19 protein-coding genes and 1 tRNA gene are annotated in these 14,692 nt (G+C 61.2%); 8 read left to right on the top strand and 12 right to left on the bottom strand.

The features are described from left to right. The first annotated feature begins 156 nt into the window (after positions 1-156). Entirely contained in the window at positions 157-1,353 is a 1,197-nt protein-coding gene (locus tag G7016_RS04545; RefSeq protein ID WP_181111646.1) for an amino acid aminotransferase, read from the top strand. Positions 1,354-1,474: 121 nt separating this feature from the next. Further along, positions 1,475-1,550: transfer RNA gene (locus G7016_RS04540), tRNA-Asn, on the top strand. Positions 1,551-1,653: 103 nt separating this feature from the next. Here G7016_RS04540 and G7016_RS04535 read toward each other — a convergent pair. Beyond that, positions 1,654-3,183: a Fic family protein gene (locus G7016_RS04535; RefSeq protein WP_181111645.1), complete on the bottom strand. Its 1,530-nt coding sequence runs from the start codon at positions 3,181-3,183 to the stop codon at positions 1,654-1,656. Positions 3,184-3,426: 243 nt separating this feature from the next. Between G7016_RS04535 and G7016_RS04530 the strand changes: the two genes are divergently transcribed. Beyond that, on the top strand, positions 3,427-3,804 hold the full coding sequence (locus G7016_RS04530; RefSeq protein ID WP_181111644.1) for a COG4315 family predicted lipoprotein: 378 nt from the start codon (positions 3,427-3,429) through the stop codon (positions 3,802-3,804). Positions 3,805-3,807: 3 nt separating this feature from the next. Here G7016_RS04530 and G7016_RS04525 read toward each other — a convergent pair whose 3' ends face one another. From G7016_RS04525 to G7016_RS04510, 4 genes are all read right to left on the bottom strand, one after another. Further along, entirely contained in the window at positions 3,808-4,368 is a 561-nt protein-coding gene (locus tag G7016_RS04525) for a DUF1285 domain-containing protein (RefSeq protein ID WP_181111643.1), read from the bottom strand. Positions 4,369-4,377: 9 nt separating this feature from the next. Next, positions 4,378-4,980, bottom strand: coding sequence for a DUF4823 domain-containing protein (locus G7016_RS04520; RefSeq protein WP_181111642.1), 603 nt, complete (start codon positions 4,978-4,980; stop codon positions 4,378-4,380). 79 nt (positions 4,981-5,059) lie between these two features. Continuing rightward, complete coding sequence (locus tag G7016_RS04515; protein WP_181111641.1) at positions 5,060-5,344, bottom strand: DUF1145 domain-containing protein; 285 nt, start codon at positions 5,342-5,344, stop codon at positions 5,060-5,062. Positions 5,345-5,410: 66 nt separating this feature from the next. Continuing rightward, complete coding sequence (locus G7016_RS04510) at positions 5,411-6,145, bottom strand: OmpA family protein (protein ID WP_181111640.1); 735 nt, start codon at positions 6,143-6,145, stop codon at positions 5,411-5,413. A 150-nt stretch (positions 6,146-6,295) separates the two neighbouring features. Between G7016_RS04510 and G7016_RS04505 the strand changes: the two genes are divergently transcribed. Together G7016_RS04505 and G7016_RS04500 are read left to right on the top strand one after the other, a co-directional pair. Next, complete coding sequence (locus G7016_RS04505) at positions 6,296-6,787, top strand: DUF6231 family protein (RefSeq protein WP_181111639.1); 492 nt, start codon at positions 6,296-6,298, stop codon at positions 6,785-6,787. Between the two features lie 5 nt (positions 6,788-6,792). Next, entirely contained in the window at positions 6,793-7,266 is a 474-nt protein-coding gene (locus G7016_RS04500; RefSeq protein ID WP_181111638.1) for a YchJ family protein, read from the top strand. A gap of 4 nt (positions 7,267-7,270) precedes the next feature. On the opposite strand, the gene G7016_RS04495 is transcribed toward G7016_RS04500, so the two are convergent. Next, positions 7,271-7,795 (bottom strand): hypothetical protein, encoded by a 525-nt coding sequence (locus tag G7016_RS04495; protein WP_181111637.1) that lies wholly within the window; start codon positions 7,793-7,795, stop codon positions 7,271-7,273. A gap of 107 nt (positions 7,796-7,902) precedes the next feature. On the opposite strand from G7016_RS04495, the gene G7016_RS04490 reads away from it, so the two are divergent. After that, positions 7,903-8,388 carry an LEA type 2 family protein gene (locus tag G7016_RS04490; protein WP_181111636.1) on the top strand — a complete coding sequence of 162 codons (486 nt, stop codon included), beginning with the start codon at positions 7,903-7,905 and terminating at the stop codon, positions 8,386-8,388. Positions 8,389-8,393: 5 nt separating this feature from the next. Further along, complete coding sequence (locus G7016_RS04485) at positions 8,394-8,600, top strand: SEC-C metal-binding domain-containing protein (RefSeq protein WP_181111635.1); 207 nt, start codon at positions 8,394-8,396, stop codon at positions 8,598-8,600. A gap of 145 nt (positions 8,601-8,745) precedes the next feature. Here G7016_RS04485 and G7016_RS04480 read toward each other — a convergent pair whose 3' ends face one another. The 5 genes from G7016_RS04480 to G7016_RS04460 form a co-directional block, all read right to left on the bottom strand. After that, on the bottom strand, positions 8,746-10,824 hold the full coding sequence (locus tag G7016_RS04480) for an LTA synthase family protein (RefSeq protein WP_181111634.1): 2,079 nt from the start codon (positions 10,822-10,824) through the stop codon (positions 8,746-8,748). Positions 10,825-10,971: 147 nt separating this feature from the next. Beyond that, on the bottom strand, positions 10,972-11,832 hold the full coding sequence (gene speE / locus G7016_RS04475) for a polyamine aminopropyltransferase (RefSeq protein ID WP_181111633.1): 861 nt from the start codon (positions 11,830-11,832) through the stop codon (positions 10,972-10,974). A 94-nt stretch (positions 11,833-11,926) separates the two neighbouring features. Beyond that, the gene (locus tag G7016_RS04470; protein WP_181111632.1) at positions 11,927-12,115 is read right to left on the bottom strand and encodes a PLDc N-terminal domain-containing protein; all 189 of its coding nucleotides are present in this window, start codon (positions 12,113-12,115) and stop codon (positions 11,927-11,929) included. A gap of 57 nt (positions 12,116-12,172) precedes the next feature. Further along, a complete protein-coding gene (locus G7016_RS04465) occupies positions 12,173-12,706 on the bottom strand; it encodes a hypothetical protein (protein ID WP_181111631.1) in 534 nt (177 codons plus the stop codon). 81 nt (positions 12,707-12,787) lie between these two features. Next, positions 12,788-13,309, bottom strand: coding sequence for an ankyrin repeat domain-containing protein (locus G7016_RS04460; protein ID WP_181111630.1), 522 nt, complete (start codon positions 13,307-13,309; stop codon positions 12,788-12,790). A 317-nt stretch (positions 13,310-13,626) separates the two neighbouring features. On the opposite strand from G7016_RS04460, the gene G7016_RS04455 reads away from it, so the two are divergent. Then, positions 13,627-13,905 (top strand): DUF3509 domain-containing protein, encoded by a 279-nt coding sequence (locus tag G7016_RS04455; RefSeq protein ID WP_181111629.1) that lies wholly within the window; start codon positions 13,627-13,629, stop codon positions 13,903-13,905. 103 nt (positions 13,906-14,008) lie between these two features. Here G7016_RS04455 and mtnC read toward each other — a convergent pair whose 3' ends face one another. Next, on the bottom strand, positions 14,009-14,692 hold the full coding sequence (gene mtnC / locus G7016_RS04450; protein WP_181111628.1) for an acireductone synthase: 684 nt from the start codon (positions 14,690-14,692) through the stop codon (positions 14,009-14,011).

Here is a 14,692-nt window from a genome sequence, read left to right as displayed (position 1 = left end):
AAAGCACGATTCTCCGTGTTAACGGGTGTAAAAAAAAACGAACAAATCGGACACTAGCTGTCGCGAACATGCGCAACCCTCTCTATACTCATCGACCGTTGGCGCACCGCGTTGGTGCGGATTTTTTCACTCTCCTCTACAGAGCCACGGTCCCTAATGAGCCTGTTTTCCGCTGTTGAATTGGCGCCCCGCGATCCTATCCTCGGCCTCAACGAAGCCTTCAATGCCGACCCGCAGCCTGAAAAGGTCAACCTGGGTGTAGGCGTTTACTACAACGAAGAAGGCAAGATCCCGCTGCTTCGTGCGGTCATCGAAGCGGAGCAGGCACGGGTTGCCCAACATGCCGCCCGTGGTTACCTGCCCATCGACGGCATCGCCGCCTATGACAAGGCCGTGCAAACCTTGCTGTTCGGTGCCGAGTCGCCGTTGCTGGCCGAAGGCCGTGTGGTCACCGTGCAGGCCGTAGGTGGCACCGGCGCGCTCAAGCTGGGTGCCGACTTCATCAAGCGCCTGCGCCCCGAGGCGGTAGTGGCAATCAGCGATCCAAGCTGGGAAAACCACCGTGCCCTGTTCGAAACCGCCGGCTTCCCGGTACGCGAATATCGCTACTATGATGCGACCAGCCATGGGGTGAACCGTTCCGGCCTGCTGGAGGACCTGAACGCTCTGCCAAGCGGCTCGGTGGTCGTGCTGCATGCGTGCTGCCACAACCCGACCGGGGTAGACCTCACTCGTGAAGACTGGCAACAGGTGCTGGACGTGGTTCGCGCCAAGGACCATGTGCCGTTCCTGGACATTGCCTACCAGGGCTTCGGCGACGGTATCCCCGAGGACGCTGAAGCAGTAAGGTTGTTCGCCGAGGCAGGCCTCACCTTCTTCGTGTCCAGCTCGTTCTCCAAGTCCTTCTCGCTGTACGGCGAGCGCGTGGGCGCGCTGTCGATGGTCACCGCCTCGAAAGACGAGAGCACCCGCGTGCTGTCGCAGATCAAGCGAGTGATCCGCACCAACTACTCTAACCCGCCTACCCATGGCGCGGTGATCGTGGCCACCGTGCTCAACAGCCCGGAGCTGCGCGCCATGTGGGAAGCGGAACTGGCGGAAATGCGCAGCCGCATCCGTGACATGCGCGTGGGCATGGTCGATCGCCTGGCTGCCTTGGGCGCCGCGCAGGACTTCAGCTTCATCAAGCAGCAGCGCGGAATGTTCTCCTACTCGGGCCTGACCACTGCACAAGTGCATCGCCTGCGTAACGAGTTCGGCATCTATGCCCTGGACACCGGCCGCATCTGCGCCGCAGCGCTCAACCAGAGCAACCTGGGCGCGGTGACCGAGGCGATCATCAAGGTGTTGTAACGCCTTCAATGCTCCGCGTGTAGGAGCCGGCGCAGCCGGCGAACCGGTTCCGACTCCTACACACCCCGGCTTCAGGCAACGTTGACTTCCTCAACGTTATCAGTAAGATAGCCACCGTTGTTCCGCGATAGCTCAGTCGGTAGAGCAAATGACTGTTAATCATTGGGTCCCTGGTTCGAGTCCAGGTCGCGGAGCCAAACACTATTTCAGAGGCTGCCGTGCTCGCCTTTGAATCCCGAAAAACCCGCCCTTTATGGCGGGTTTTTTCGTTTTACGGGGCGGGCACCCTGGGCCGCGCCCTCACCCCTTCCAGTATTCGAACGCTGAACGCACAGCGTCCACGATACGCTCCGCCTGGCGTTCATCCTCAAGTTGCGGATACGCCTTTTTCAGCTTGCCGGACACTTGCCAGTGGTTTTCCTTGAGGGAGCGGATGATGCGGTTGGCATCCTGGTCGGGCATTTCCAGCACCTCCTTCATCTGCTCCTGAGCCCGCTGGAAGATCATCAGCACACGCGCTTCCTCGGCCATCTCGGTGCGTACGGTATGGGCGACAACCTGAGCCGTGTACAGCACGTGTTCCGTAAGGTCCGGGAAACGCCAAGCAAACAGCGCGTCGGCATAATCATCAAACACCAGGTTGCTCAGCGTGCCGTCTGTGTATTGAACAAGCTCGCCGAAGCGGTATGACGCCGCGTAGCGATGCATGAGCGGCCGGGAAAAGACCTCAAGCGTACGGTCATACCGAGCCCGAAAATCAATAGAGCTGGTAATTGTCGCCGACACGGGGAGAATCACGCCATCAGGCACTGCCTTGTCACGGATCAACGTATCGTTGATCAGAAATCGATGAATCCGGCCATTGCCGTCGCGCATGGGGTGGATATACACAAAGCTGAAGGCCAGCGCTGCGGCACGCGCCAAGGGTTCAGCGCCGCGGGTGACCTCCTCGAATTGTTTCAGCCCTTCCAGAAGCTGCGGGACCTGTTCGAACCCTGGGGCGACGTAATGCACGATGTTCTCGCGCAACGTTGCTTGACCGACGAAGACCGGTGACCGTCGCAGCCCTAACCCGATTGCATCGTGGCCGAGAATACCTGCCTGCAACGTATGCAGGCTGCTGTCGCTCAACGGACCTTCGATATGCCCGCAATACTGGGCGATCACATGGGCAAACCGCTGGATTCTATCGGCCTGATCCGCTTCCTTCTCTATCAAAAAGCTTGCGCGGGACTCCTTGAACGTCAGCCAGCTGGCTGTCCGCATCAGAATGTCGGGCCCGAAATTACGGTTCAGCTCGCGTAACGCTTCACCCACATCAAACTGCAGTGCTTCCTGAACGGCAATAGTGCGGCGAATCAAAGGGCAGAACCGAGGCGTGCCTGGAAGGTTGTCCTTGATACGCCAGCGCTGTACACGTACCGGCTTGGACCGTGTCAGATAAAGCTCGGACGAAACAGCGTCGACGTAGCTACCATTAGAGATATCGGGCACATTCAAGCGTTCTTCCGTCAGCCATTCGTACAGGAACCCGGCGCGGCGCGCATATTGCCCAAAGGGCGCCTCCCGGCACCATGCCTCGATGGGCCCGGGCCCGGTGACTGCAAACAAGCGGGCAAGGAACTCCAGATGGAGCTCTTCGTACTTGAGCCCAAATTCGAAATGGCCAGAAAAGTCGTCGGTGGGTTGGTAGCTGGAGGGGTAGGTATTGTGAAGCTGCCTCTCGCTTTCGCGGACCATACGTGTGGTGCCGATGACGGATTCAACCCGCAGAGGCTGTACAAGATCGATTCTGTACCGATCAGCGAGGGCCTTGAAGCCTACCTGCATGGATGCGTCTCCTGCTTACAGCGAAAGCGATGAACAGACGCCGATGGTAAGCGAAAAATGGTGACTGAGAGATTGAAAACGCTACCGGCCTCGCGAAAACACTACTGAAACGCGGTTTTCCAACGAAAACGTTAACGGACCGCTGCGTTTTCCTGTTGTGCACTGCCCCGCAGGCGGGAATCATAAGCCTGCCCGCGACAATCGCGGCGCATGCCTTGCCCGCTCACACAACAGGAGCCTTTCATGAAACGTATCGGTATTTCCGCCCTGCTCGCCCTTGCCTGCCTCGCCGGCACGGCGCAAGCCGCTGGCCCCGCCACTACGGCGAACACCGCCAGCGGCCCTGTACTGGCCGACAGTAAAGGCCAGGTGCTGTACACCTACGACCAGGACATGACCGGCATGTCCATGTGCAATGGCAAATGCGTGGAAAACTGGCCCGCGTTCGTGGCCGAGGATGGCGCCAAGGCCGAAGGCGACTGGTCGCTGGTCAAGCGCGACGATGGCCGCCAGCAGTGGGCGTACAAAGACAAGCCGCTGTATACCTGGAAGAACGATGCCAAGCCAGGCGAGGCCGGTGGCGATAACAAGGGCGGGGTGTGGCACGTGGCCAAGCCCTGACGGTTACGGGGCCTCGCCGAGAGAATAGAACTCGCCGTCGCTCCATACCCCCAGCAGGCGCTGGCCATTCACCTCTCGGGTAATGGCCAGGTCCACCAACTGGTAGAACACGTTGCGGTGGATCAAGGCTTCGAGGTTGCCCCGCACCGTGATGTAGGGTGCGGGTTCGCCGGTAACGCCGTCGGTGATCACCCGCAATGGGTGCTCGGGCCCAGCTGTAAAACGGTTTTCGACGTTATCGGTAAAATGCAGACGTTGCTGCTCGCCTTCCCCTTCAGCCTCAAGGATGACCGCCACAAAGGGCGCGTCTTCCACGGTAATCCCGACTTTCTCCACCGGGGTCACCAGGAACCATTTGTCCTCATCCCGTCGCAGAATGGTCGAGAACAGCCGAACCATCGGTTTGCGCCCGATCGGCGTACCCAGGTAATACCAGGTGCCATCGCGGGCGATGCGCATGTCGATGTCGCCGCAAAAGGCCGGGTTCCACAAATGAACCGGGGGCAGCCCCTGCGCCTTGGGGATTTGCCCCAACAAATCATTGACCGTTGCCGCGCCGCTCATGGCGCCTCCTTACTGGCTCATTCCCAACAAGCGCTGAGCGTAGTCCTCGAACGGTGGGCCAAGCAAATCTTCCGGCTTGTTGTTGTGCAGGGTGAGCAAGCCGCCGCGGCTGCGAATGGTCGCGGTATCGATCAAGTAGCGGGTGCTGGTTTCGATCAGCATCACCTGCACCACGCCGCTGTCGATGCCCAGGCGGTCGACGGCCTCCTGGTCAGACCACTCCTCCAGGTTACCGATGCGGTCATCGGCACGGGCGAAGCGGGTGTACAGCACATAGTGGGCGCCCACACCCCGTGCCTCGCTCAAGGCTTGCTCCAGCCCTTCAGGCTGTTCGGCGCGGCGAACCATGGGGAAGTACTCCACGAAGCCACGGAAGGCCTCCTCAGCCACCACATTAGGCCGCGGGTAGGCGCCACCCGGCGGTACGAACGAGCCCTGGGCGATGTAGATGAACGAGTCGGGCTGCAGCCGGAAATTGGTGGAACGGCGGGTCTGGCTATGGTCGAGCACACCGGCATCGCTGAGCTGGTCCCGAGCCACCACGCCCATGTCGCTCACGCTCATGCACCCGCCCAACATCAGCAGCATCACTACTACACACAACCTTTGCATCGTTCTCTCCGAAAGCCGCGACGGAAACCCGGCGAATGTTGGAGGCGATGCAGCTTTTGCGCCAGTTCGGGCAAGCCGCTCAGGGTTTGGAAACCACTGCCGCTTCTCGAACAGAGTGGAGATGGAAAATACCCAGCAGCAGAATTTGCGTACGGTCCAGCCAACGGTGCGAGCGGGACTGCAGCCGCCGGTTGAAGATCAGCATTTCGGCGATATGCAGCAATAGCAGGAAGGCCCCGGCAAGGTTGACCCAGGCCGAAAAAGGCTTTGGAAAAGGCGACAGCAGGTTCAGCACCACCAGCCACCAGAACACCAGTGTGAGGGCTTTGGCGATGCCGACGGCAAGCCCGGCGGGTGAAGTCATTGAGCAAAGCCTCGCGGCGTATCCAGTAGAGCGCTCACTCTACTAAAAAAGCCGCGAGGCGTCCCCTCAGCGGTTCAAGTGCAGCTCTACACGGCGGTTCTGTGCACGGCCTTCCGAGGTGCCGTTATCGGCAACCGGCCGGCTTTCGCCAAAGCCTTCGCTGCTGAGCTTGGCTTGCGATACACCGTGCTCGGTCAGGAAGGTCACCACGCTGGCAGCGCGGCGCTCGGACAACCCCTGGTTGTAGCGATCCGTACCTACGCTATCGGTATGGCCGTCTACCTTCACGCTTACGATGTCCGCCGCCTTCAACCGATCCAGCAAGCCGGTCAACTGGCTCTGGGCCTCGGCCGTCAGGTTGGACTTGTCGAACTCGAACAGCACGTCACCGGCATCGCTCAAGGTAATCACTTCTTCCTTGGGCGGTGGTGGTGGCGCAGGTGGTTCCACGGCCGCTGGCGCCGGCGCTGCCGGAAGCGGGCAACCGTTGTGCGACACTGGCGTACGTGGCGGTGTGCCCGGGCAACGATCACGGCGGTCGAATACCCCGTCGCCGTCTTCGTCGCCGTCATGTGCGTAACAGATCAATCCCCCTGCAATAGCGCCGGCCAAACCACCGCCGGCCGCCCACGCGCCGCTTTCCAGCGCGCCCAGCCCCGCTCCTGCTACACCCCCGATGGCACTGCAAATGGGCCAGTTCCCTTGGTTGAGCGGCGCAGTACCATCACTGCGCGAAGCACAACCGCTGAGAACACTGCTGACCAGAAGAACGGGCAACAGTGCCCGCACGATCATTCTCATCGTTGAAACTCCTGTGTCTCCGGCTGCTGCCGGTATATGGATTAAAGCCCAAGGCAGTTCACTCTGCCGTAATACAGGCAGATTGATTGCGCACTAGGCGTTAAGGTTCCGGAAGGCTAGTCTTTGTTTCTTGAAAGAGGACCTGAAGCAATGACCGTTTCGACCCATACCCCCCAGGAAGCGCTTGCCGCCCTGCTCGATGCGCAGCAGCCCGCGCGCCTGTTGGTGGTCGCCGCCAGCCGGTTTCCGGCGCTGGATGCCTTTATCGAAGCCCACCCGAACACGCTGCTGGGCTTCGCATTGCCGGGGGCTTTGCCGGCGGAACTGGCTGCGGAGCGCTTCGACCTGGCGGTTGTGGTGGACTGCCTGGAACACCTGGATCGCCGCGCCGGGCAGGAGCTGCTGGGCGGTATTCGCAACCTGAACGCGAGCCGGCTGGCGGTACTGGCGGACCTCGCGGCCAGCCCTTGGCGCGAAACCGACTTCTATGCCCTGGCCTTGCAAAAAACCGCCACGTTCAAGCGGGGGGAGCAAACGCTGGGGCTGTTCACCTATGATTTGCGTGAATACAAACAGGCACCGGATTGGCTCAACGCTCGCTTCTGGGCCAACCCGCAGCACTTCGGTAAATACTGGTGGTAAACAAAATGATAGCGGTATGCCCATGCGGCAGCGGAAGCGTTCTGGATGACTGTTGCGGGCGCTTCCATGGGGACTTCTCGGCGCCGGACGCCCAGCACTTGATGCGCTCGCGCTACACCGCCTACGTGTTGGGCCTGGTGGATTACCTGATCGCGACCACCCTCCCCGCCCAGCAGGCCGGGCTCGATCGCGAAGCCATGGCGGCATGGAGCGCGCAGGCCACCTGGCTGGGGTTGGAAGTGGAGAACGCCGAGGTGATCGGCGGCAAGCCTGAGCATGCGTTCGTGACCTTCACCGCCCGCTGGTATGACGCCGAGGGCGAGCATAGCCACCGTGAGCGTTCGGCATTCGTGCAGAACGACGGCCGTTGGTATTTCATCGACCCTACCGTGCCGTTGAGCAGTGGCCGGAACGACCCGTGCCCGTGTGCAAGCGGGGAGAAATTCAAGAAGTGCTGCGCGGGTTATCTCAGAGGCTGAGCCCCTACGGCGCGAGCTTGAGGTGCGAGGTATCCGGCGGCGGTGGTGCGGGCTGGGCGCTATTCCCGCTGCCGAGGTCTGCCCCCACCGGCGCCAGGCTCATCTGGCTGAGGTCTACCTTGGGCGCTGCGGCGGGCGGGGCTTCAGGCTGCATTCTGGCGCCGGCTTCGGCGATGTCGTACGCCGGAGCGTCCACGTCGACAAAGGCCGCCATGTAATTATCCCGCGGCGTTACCTTGGCCCTTGGGCCACGAGCAGGCGCCGCAGCGGGCGGCGGTGCCAGGTCGACGGTTTCGACAGGTTCAATCGCACACACCTCGGCCACCGCCCCGGCGCGTTCCAAGGCCTGGCGGAAACGCTCCGCACCCGCTGCATCCAGCTGGCTCTTGAGTATCAGCCGGCGGCCCGAGAACAACAGCTGAACGCGCTCGGCGTCGGCACGGAACAACTGCGCGACGTTGGCCTTCACGGTTTCCACGGAGGTACCGGGCAGGCATTCGCCGCTGAAGGCAATTTCGTACAGCGCCATGTTATGTTCTCCTTCAATTGGGCACGGTGTTTCCTGACAGGGTAGCCTCGCACCAGCATCCGTGACCGGGGTTTTCGGGCGGGTGCACACTCCACCGGAGGCAGTAGATGCGATACGCGCACCACACGCTATGGTTGTTTCTGCTGGCCCTGATGCTTGGGCTTGGAGGCTGCTCCACCTGGCTTACCGGCAATTATGACGATCCCGAGGTACATCTCAAACAGGTTGAGGTGGTGAAGGCCAAGTTGCTGGAGCAGCGCTTTCGCCTGCATTTCGTGATCGACAACCCCAACGATGAGGATCTTCCCATCCGGGGGCTTAGCTATAAGGTGAGCCTGGAAGGGCTGCTGCTGGCCGAAGGTGAGGATGACAGCTGGTTCAGTGTACGTGCTCACAGCCGGGCCATCCATGTAGTGGACGTGCGAACCAACCTGTGGGAGCACCTCAAGCCGCTGGCGAAATTACTGCGCCACCCCAACCGCCCGCTGCAGTATCGGCTGGAGGGGGAACTGCGCACCGGGGTATTATTCGGCCACAACCTTTCCCTGCGGCGAACAGGTGAAATCACCCCCGCAGGCTTGCTTTCGGAGTAGTAGAAATGTCGCAACAACCTCACGTGCATGGCCCTGATTGCAATCACGACCATGACCATGATCACCACGCGCATGACCACGGCCATGTGCACGGCCCGCACTGCAACCATGAGCCGCAGGAGCCAGTACGCAACGCCTTGAAGGATGTAGGCCGCAACGACCCTTGCCCCTGCGGCAGCAACAAGAAATTCAAGAAGTGCCACGGCGCCTGAGCTGTGGCGTGACCCTTCCCCGGCTTCGCCGGGTCCGCAAGGGCTGAGATTGCCGGGTCTACAGGGTAAAACGCCAACAACCTGAACCCCAGAAAGCACAAACCCCCGCTCATCAGCAGGGGTTTGTTTTACTCGAGCGCGGGTTTTACTCGGTTTTGCTTTGCACCGCGCCGGCGGTGTTGTCCATCAGGCTCTTGGTGGCCGTCTGGATGAACGCGTCGAGCTTGTTGCGTAGTGCAGGAACGTCCGCGGTTTCCGGGATGACCTCAGCCTTGGGGTCGTGGCCCAGCGTATAGCGGTAGAGCTTGGGCTCCATGTCGCGGGATTCGATCAGGATGCGGTCGCCGGTCACGATGGCCACGCTCTGCTCGCTACCCGAAGGCTTGATCACGCCGAAGCCCTGGTCGCCCTGTTGCAGGTTGAGCAGGTCCCGGCCCCAGCACTGGTGCTGCGCCTCGCCACCCAGGCGGCCCATGATGGTGGGCACGATGTCGATCTGGGTACCCACGGTGTGGTTGACCGCGCCGAACTTGTCCTGGATGCCAGGGGCGATCAACAGCAAGGGCACGTTGAAACGGCTCAGGTCCATCTCGGTCAGCTGGCGCTCGTTGCCGAAGCCATGGTCACCCACGATCACGAACAGCGTCTGGTTGTAGTACGGCGACTGCTTGGCTTTCTCGAAGAACTGCCCCAGGGCCCAATCCGAATAGCGCATGGCGGTGAGGTGCTGGTCCAGGTTGCCGCGCCCGGTTACAGGCTCTACCGGCAGGTCCTTGGGCAACGCGTACGGCGTGTGGTTGGACAGCGATTGCAACAAGGCATAGAACGGCTTGCCCTGGGCGGTCAGCTTGTCCAGCTCTTCGTTGCCGCGGGCAAACATGTCCTGGTCGGACACGCCCCAGGTAGGGTCCGAGAACACCGGGTTCACGAAATCATCGCGGCCAATGAAAGTGGTCATGCCCTGGTTGCTGAAGAAGCCCGACTGGTTGTCCCACGCGAAGTCCCCGTTGTACACGTAGACGTCGTTGTAATCCCGGGCGCTGAGCATGGCCGGCAAGCCCGACAGCTTGTGGCTACCCTCCGGGGTTTGCATCAGGTATTCAAAGCCCGGCAGGTTCGGGAAGCAGCCCATGGTGGCGAACATGCCCTGGTGGGTATGGGTGCCGTTCGAGAAGAAGTGGTCGAACAGCAGGCCTTCCTTGCTGAGCTTGTCGAAGTAAGGCGTGATGTTGGCATCGCTGCCCAGCGCGCCTACCGAATGCCCGGCGAAGCTCTCCAGCAGGATCACTACCACGTTGCGGATCGGCAGGGTATTACCGGCAGGTGGGGTGAACACCCGGCGAACCGCGGCGCTGTCGGTGTCTATCAGGCGCTCGTTGGCGGTTACCAGCATGTCGCGCACGGTCCGCGTGGCTTGGGCCTGAGGCAGCGTCGCTTGCCAGATGTTGTCGCGATCCTCCGACATCCGGCTCTTCGCCGCCGTCGCCAACGTGAGGGTGCCGTTCAGGCCCAACTGGTTGGCGAAGTTCGAATCCGTGGTGTAGGCGTCACCCCAGCGCAGCGGCGGGCCCTGGCGCAGCGTGCCGCGCACGGCAACCACGGCTACCAGCAGCACGACCACGAACACTGCAACGCGGCCGTACCAGGGAGCGCTGGCCCGCGCCATCACCACAGCGCCACGCGGCCGTGTAATACGGTCGATCCCTTTGAACACCAGGCTGAGCAGCCAGGTGACCAAGGCCCAGGCCAGCAGGTAGCGCACCACCGGGTAGCCGTACCAGATCATGCTCATGACCGTTTTAGGGTCTTCCTTCACGTACTGGAACACCAGCCCGTTGAGGCGCTGGTGGAACTCGCGGTAGAAGTCCATTTCCAGCAACCCGGCGAACAGCACCAGGCTGGAGGTGATGGTGAGCCAGGCCCGGAACACGCCCCGCGCCGCCATTGCCCTGGCGCTGAGAATGGCGAGCAACAGTGGCACCAGCAGGTACACCACAAGGCGAAGGTCGAAGCGCAGGCCGTTTAGGAAGGCTTCGACCAAGGCGGACGTGGAGGCGTCGCCTGCGGACTCGAGGTTATACGCCAGCAGCGCAGCGCGCAGGCCGCTGAGCAGCACCATGATGGCGAGGCCGCTGAGCAGCGTGTAGGCAAGGTGGGATTTCAAGGAAGGGCGCAGTGAGCGCGTGCTCGCGCGTTCCGGGCTCTGAGCATCCAGGGTGGCCATGTTTCGTCAGGTATCCGTACAGGTGGGCGATTAAGAAGCGAGACGGGCGCGGATTTTGCGGTGAAACAGGTGAAAATTCCGTGCAGGCGCGCGCCCGTTGCCGTGGCGCGCCTGCAGGGTCAGCAAAACCCGATCAACCTTTGCCGTTCAATCGTTGCTCGGCTTGTTCACTGCCTGCAGCACGTACTGCGGCAGCGCGAACGCGCCAAGGTGGATCTCCGGGTTGTAGTAACGGGTGACGATGCCACTGCCGGCGAAGCGAGCGCGCAGGGTTTCCAGCGGCAGCTTGCGGTATTCAGGCCGGGTTGCGCCCCACGCGAAGGTCATTGCCCCACCGATATAGGTGGGAACCGCCGCATGGTAGAAATGCCAGTCGGTGAACAGCCCGCGCAAGCGGCCAGCGGTGGTGCGTACGCCATCCAGCTGCATGAAGGGGGTGCCGTTCTGAGTGACCAGAATCCCGCCATCGTTCAGGCAACGATGGCATGCCTGATAAAAGTTTTCGGTGAACAAAATTTCACCCGGCCCGATGGGGTCGGTGGAGTCCGAAATGATGACGTCGAACTTCTCTTGGGTAGTGGCCACGAAGCGCATGCCGTCGTCGATCACCAGGTTCAGCCGAGGGTCTTCAAACGCGCCGCTGGAGTGGTTGGGCAGGAATTCCTTGCACATCTCCACAACGGTGCCGTCGATTTCCACCATGGTGATGTGTTCAACACCGGGATGCTTGGCCACTTCGCGAAGCATGCCGCCGTCGCCACCACCGATGATCAACACCCGACGCGCCGCGCCATGGGCGAAGATCGGCACGTGAGTGAGCATTTCGTGGTAGATGAATTCGTCTGCTTCGGTGGTCTGGATCACGCCATCCAGCGCCATCACACGGCCCATCACCGGGTTCTGGAAGATCACCAGGTGCTGATGCTCGGTGCGCACCTCGTGCAGCAGCTTCTCCATGCGAAAACGCTGGCCGTAACCTTCGTATAGGGTTTCCTGGTATTCGTTCATATGCATGCCCCCTGCAAATCGACAGCGGCGCGTGGCCGCCGCAAGAAAGGGGCGCATTCTACGACGTAGGCGCCGGCATGGCGAACGGGAGATCTTAGCGAAGATTTCCCCGTGGGCCGAGGATCGCCCAAATGATCAGCCCAAGTACCGGCACAATGGCGATGAGCAGAATCCAGAGCACTTTGATGCCCACTTCCTCGCCGCTTTTGAGAACGTGAAGAATCGCCCAGATATCCAGGGCCAGAACGATTAGGCCGAACAGGCCATTGAAGGTTGCGCCCATGATCCACTCCGCGGGAAACGTACCGCCGTTAGGTCGCTTCCCGCGGCTGCGGTTCCGTTACGGCGTGGCGGCGCTCGCCTTGAGTGCTTCCAGCGCTGGCGCCGCATGAATGCAGGCCTGTTCGCACAGGGAAAGCACGCGCTCCAAGTCGTTCTTGTAAACCAGCACCGCCTGCAGCTCGGTATCCAGCACCCGGCTGAAGTTCAGCAGCACGTAGCCGCCCATCTCGCGGTTCATGCTGGAAAGCTGGATCTGAATCCGGTTGAGCGCAACCAGCGGCTCGACCTTGGCCAGTTGCTTGGGCTTGATATTGAACGGCACGTCTGGCCCGAAAGACCCGATGATCTCCTCGAGCAGCTCCTGATAGCTGTCTGCCTGGAACAGCACGGTATCGGGGAGGCTACCCACTACCACCCATTCGCCAAGTGGGATGGGGAAGCTGTCGTCGTAGTTGATATCCGGGTTCGCCGCCAGAAACGCGTCCGGGTCAGCGTAGGCTTGCGCCGCCTCGGAGGCGATGCGGGCGATGTCCTGTTCGGTCATGCAGCCGGAGCTGATGCAGGTGATGAGTTCGGTCAAAAGGCTTTGCATGGAAGGTTCGACTGGGTGGCAAAGCGGCGGAGCATAGCATTTTGGCCCCCCTGGGGGGCCGGCCCCGCCGCTTCCCACGGCCTACATCAGCGAAGACAGCTGGGCAATGGTTTCCTGGGCGCCCATGGCACGGGCGGCGCCGAGAGCGTCAACGCCGGCGATGTCGCGGGCATGCAGGTCCGCGCCTTGCTCTAGCAGGTAGGTCACGAAGGCGGTGCGGTTGAACATGGCGGCCATCATCAGGGCGGTACGGCCATCGGCCGCGGCGCCGTTCACCTGAGCGCCATGGCTCACCAGCAGCTGTGCCATGTCGAGGTTGCCCTTGAAGGCCGCACCCGCCAGTGGCAGCTGGTTCTTGTCGTTGGGGATGTTGGCATCGGCGCCGCCCTCCAGCAGCACCCGCGCAGCGGCCAAGTGGCCGTGGTAGCTGGCCAGCATCAGCAAGGTGTCGCCATTCTGATTACGCAGGTTGGCGGGCAAACCTTTTTCGAGAAGCTTGTGCAATGTGTCGGCATCACCGTTGCGCGCTACATCGAATACCTGAGCGGCAAATTCGGCGGCTTCGTCATCGGTCATGACCTGCGGTTGAGTAGTTTCGGACATTACAGGCTCCAGCTGAACAGTGGCTTCAGTGTTCCTCACCGCTAAACCACCGGTCAACAGCCACTGTAAATAAGGGCCCAAGACGGAATTAATGGGCAAAATGATGTCAAAGGTTGTACGCCCCGCCAAACTGTGATGTTCATCACGCAAAATGCATCGTGCACCAGGCCCCACCTTGCAGTTTGCACGATTACGTAAAAATGCTTCCTGACGCAAGTGCCTGAAAAACAAGGGTTTTTGATTTAATTCAAAGTTGGCACATTCGCTGCAACCTCCTCTGCATAGCCTGCCCATTGGATATGCCAAGGAGTCGCCAGATGGAATTTCTCCAAGAAAAATTCGCCAGCCTGTTTTCCGAGTATGACGTTGTCACCCAACCCCGCCCGGACGGTGCCGTACTGCTCACGCTGCGCGGTGCTGACGGCCGGCAAACCCGCCGTTCCATCTCCTATTCCCAGCTCAACACCCCGGAACAACTGTCTTGGGTGATCAACGCGATCCGCCGCGACCTCGCCGGTGAGGTCAGCCAGCTGCCAGACATTCACCTGCTGCAAAGCCAGAACCGCTTCGCGCTGCCGACCTACCATTCGGTCTGAGACACGTCTTTCGCTCAAGCGTCGCCAAATTTCGCCGCTGACCTTCCCATAGCCGTGTATTAGTGGGTAGGCCAACGGCGAATTTATATGTGCGGCAAGCCAGTCAGTAGGCCGCCACGTCGATCCGGTCGAAGCTGGTCACCACAGGGTGATCTGCTTCCAGCCCCCCTTCCCGCGCCAGCCCACACGTGACCATCCCGGCCTTGCGCGCTGCGTCCAGTTCAGCGGTTACATCTGACAGGAACAGAACCTGCTCCGGCGCCACGTCGATCGCGCTGGCGATGGTACGGTAGCTCTCAGCGTCCCGCTTGCCACCGCTGGTGGTGTCGAAGTATCCGCTGAACAAACCGGTAAGGTCGCCCGCTTCGGAACACCCGAAAATCAGCTTCTGCGCCTGGATCGAGCCTGAGGAATAGACATACAAACGGTAGCCCTTTGCATGCCACTGCTTCAGCGCGGCGACGGCATCCGGATACACGTGCCCTTTGAGCTCCCCGCTCTCGTAACCTTTTTGCCAAACCTGCCCTTGCAAGGCCTTCAACGGCGTGGCTTTGCGGTCCTCGCGCATCCAGCCGAGAAGAATCTCGATTACCTGGTCGAGGTCGGCACCAGGCTCCCCTGCCTCGGCGCGCACGGCTTCGATCTGCGCGGCAACCGTGGGCACGGCCTGATGCTCGCGGAGGAAGCCGGGCAAGCGGCTGGCGGCGAAGGGGAACAGCACGTCATACACAAAAGTGACCGCGCTGGTGGTGCCCTCGATGTCAGTGAGGATGGCCTTGATCGGCAT

Source organism: Pseudomonas japonica, assembly GCF_013522925.1.
GTDB lineage: Bacteria > Pseudomonadota > Gammaproteobacteria > Pseudomonadales > Pseudomonadaceae > Aquipseudomonas > Aquipseudomonas japonica_A.
Note: the sequence above shows the minus strand (reverse complement) of the source record. Positions and strands in the feature narration are given on the sequence as shown.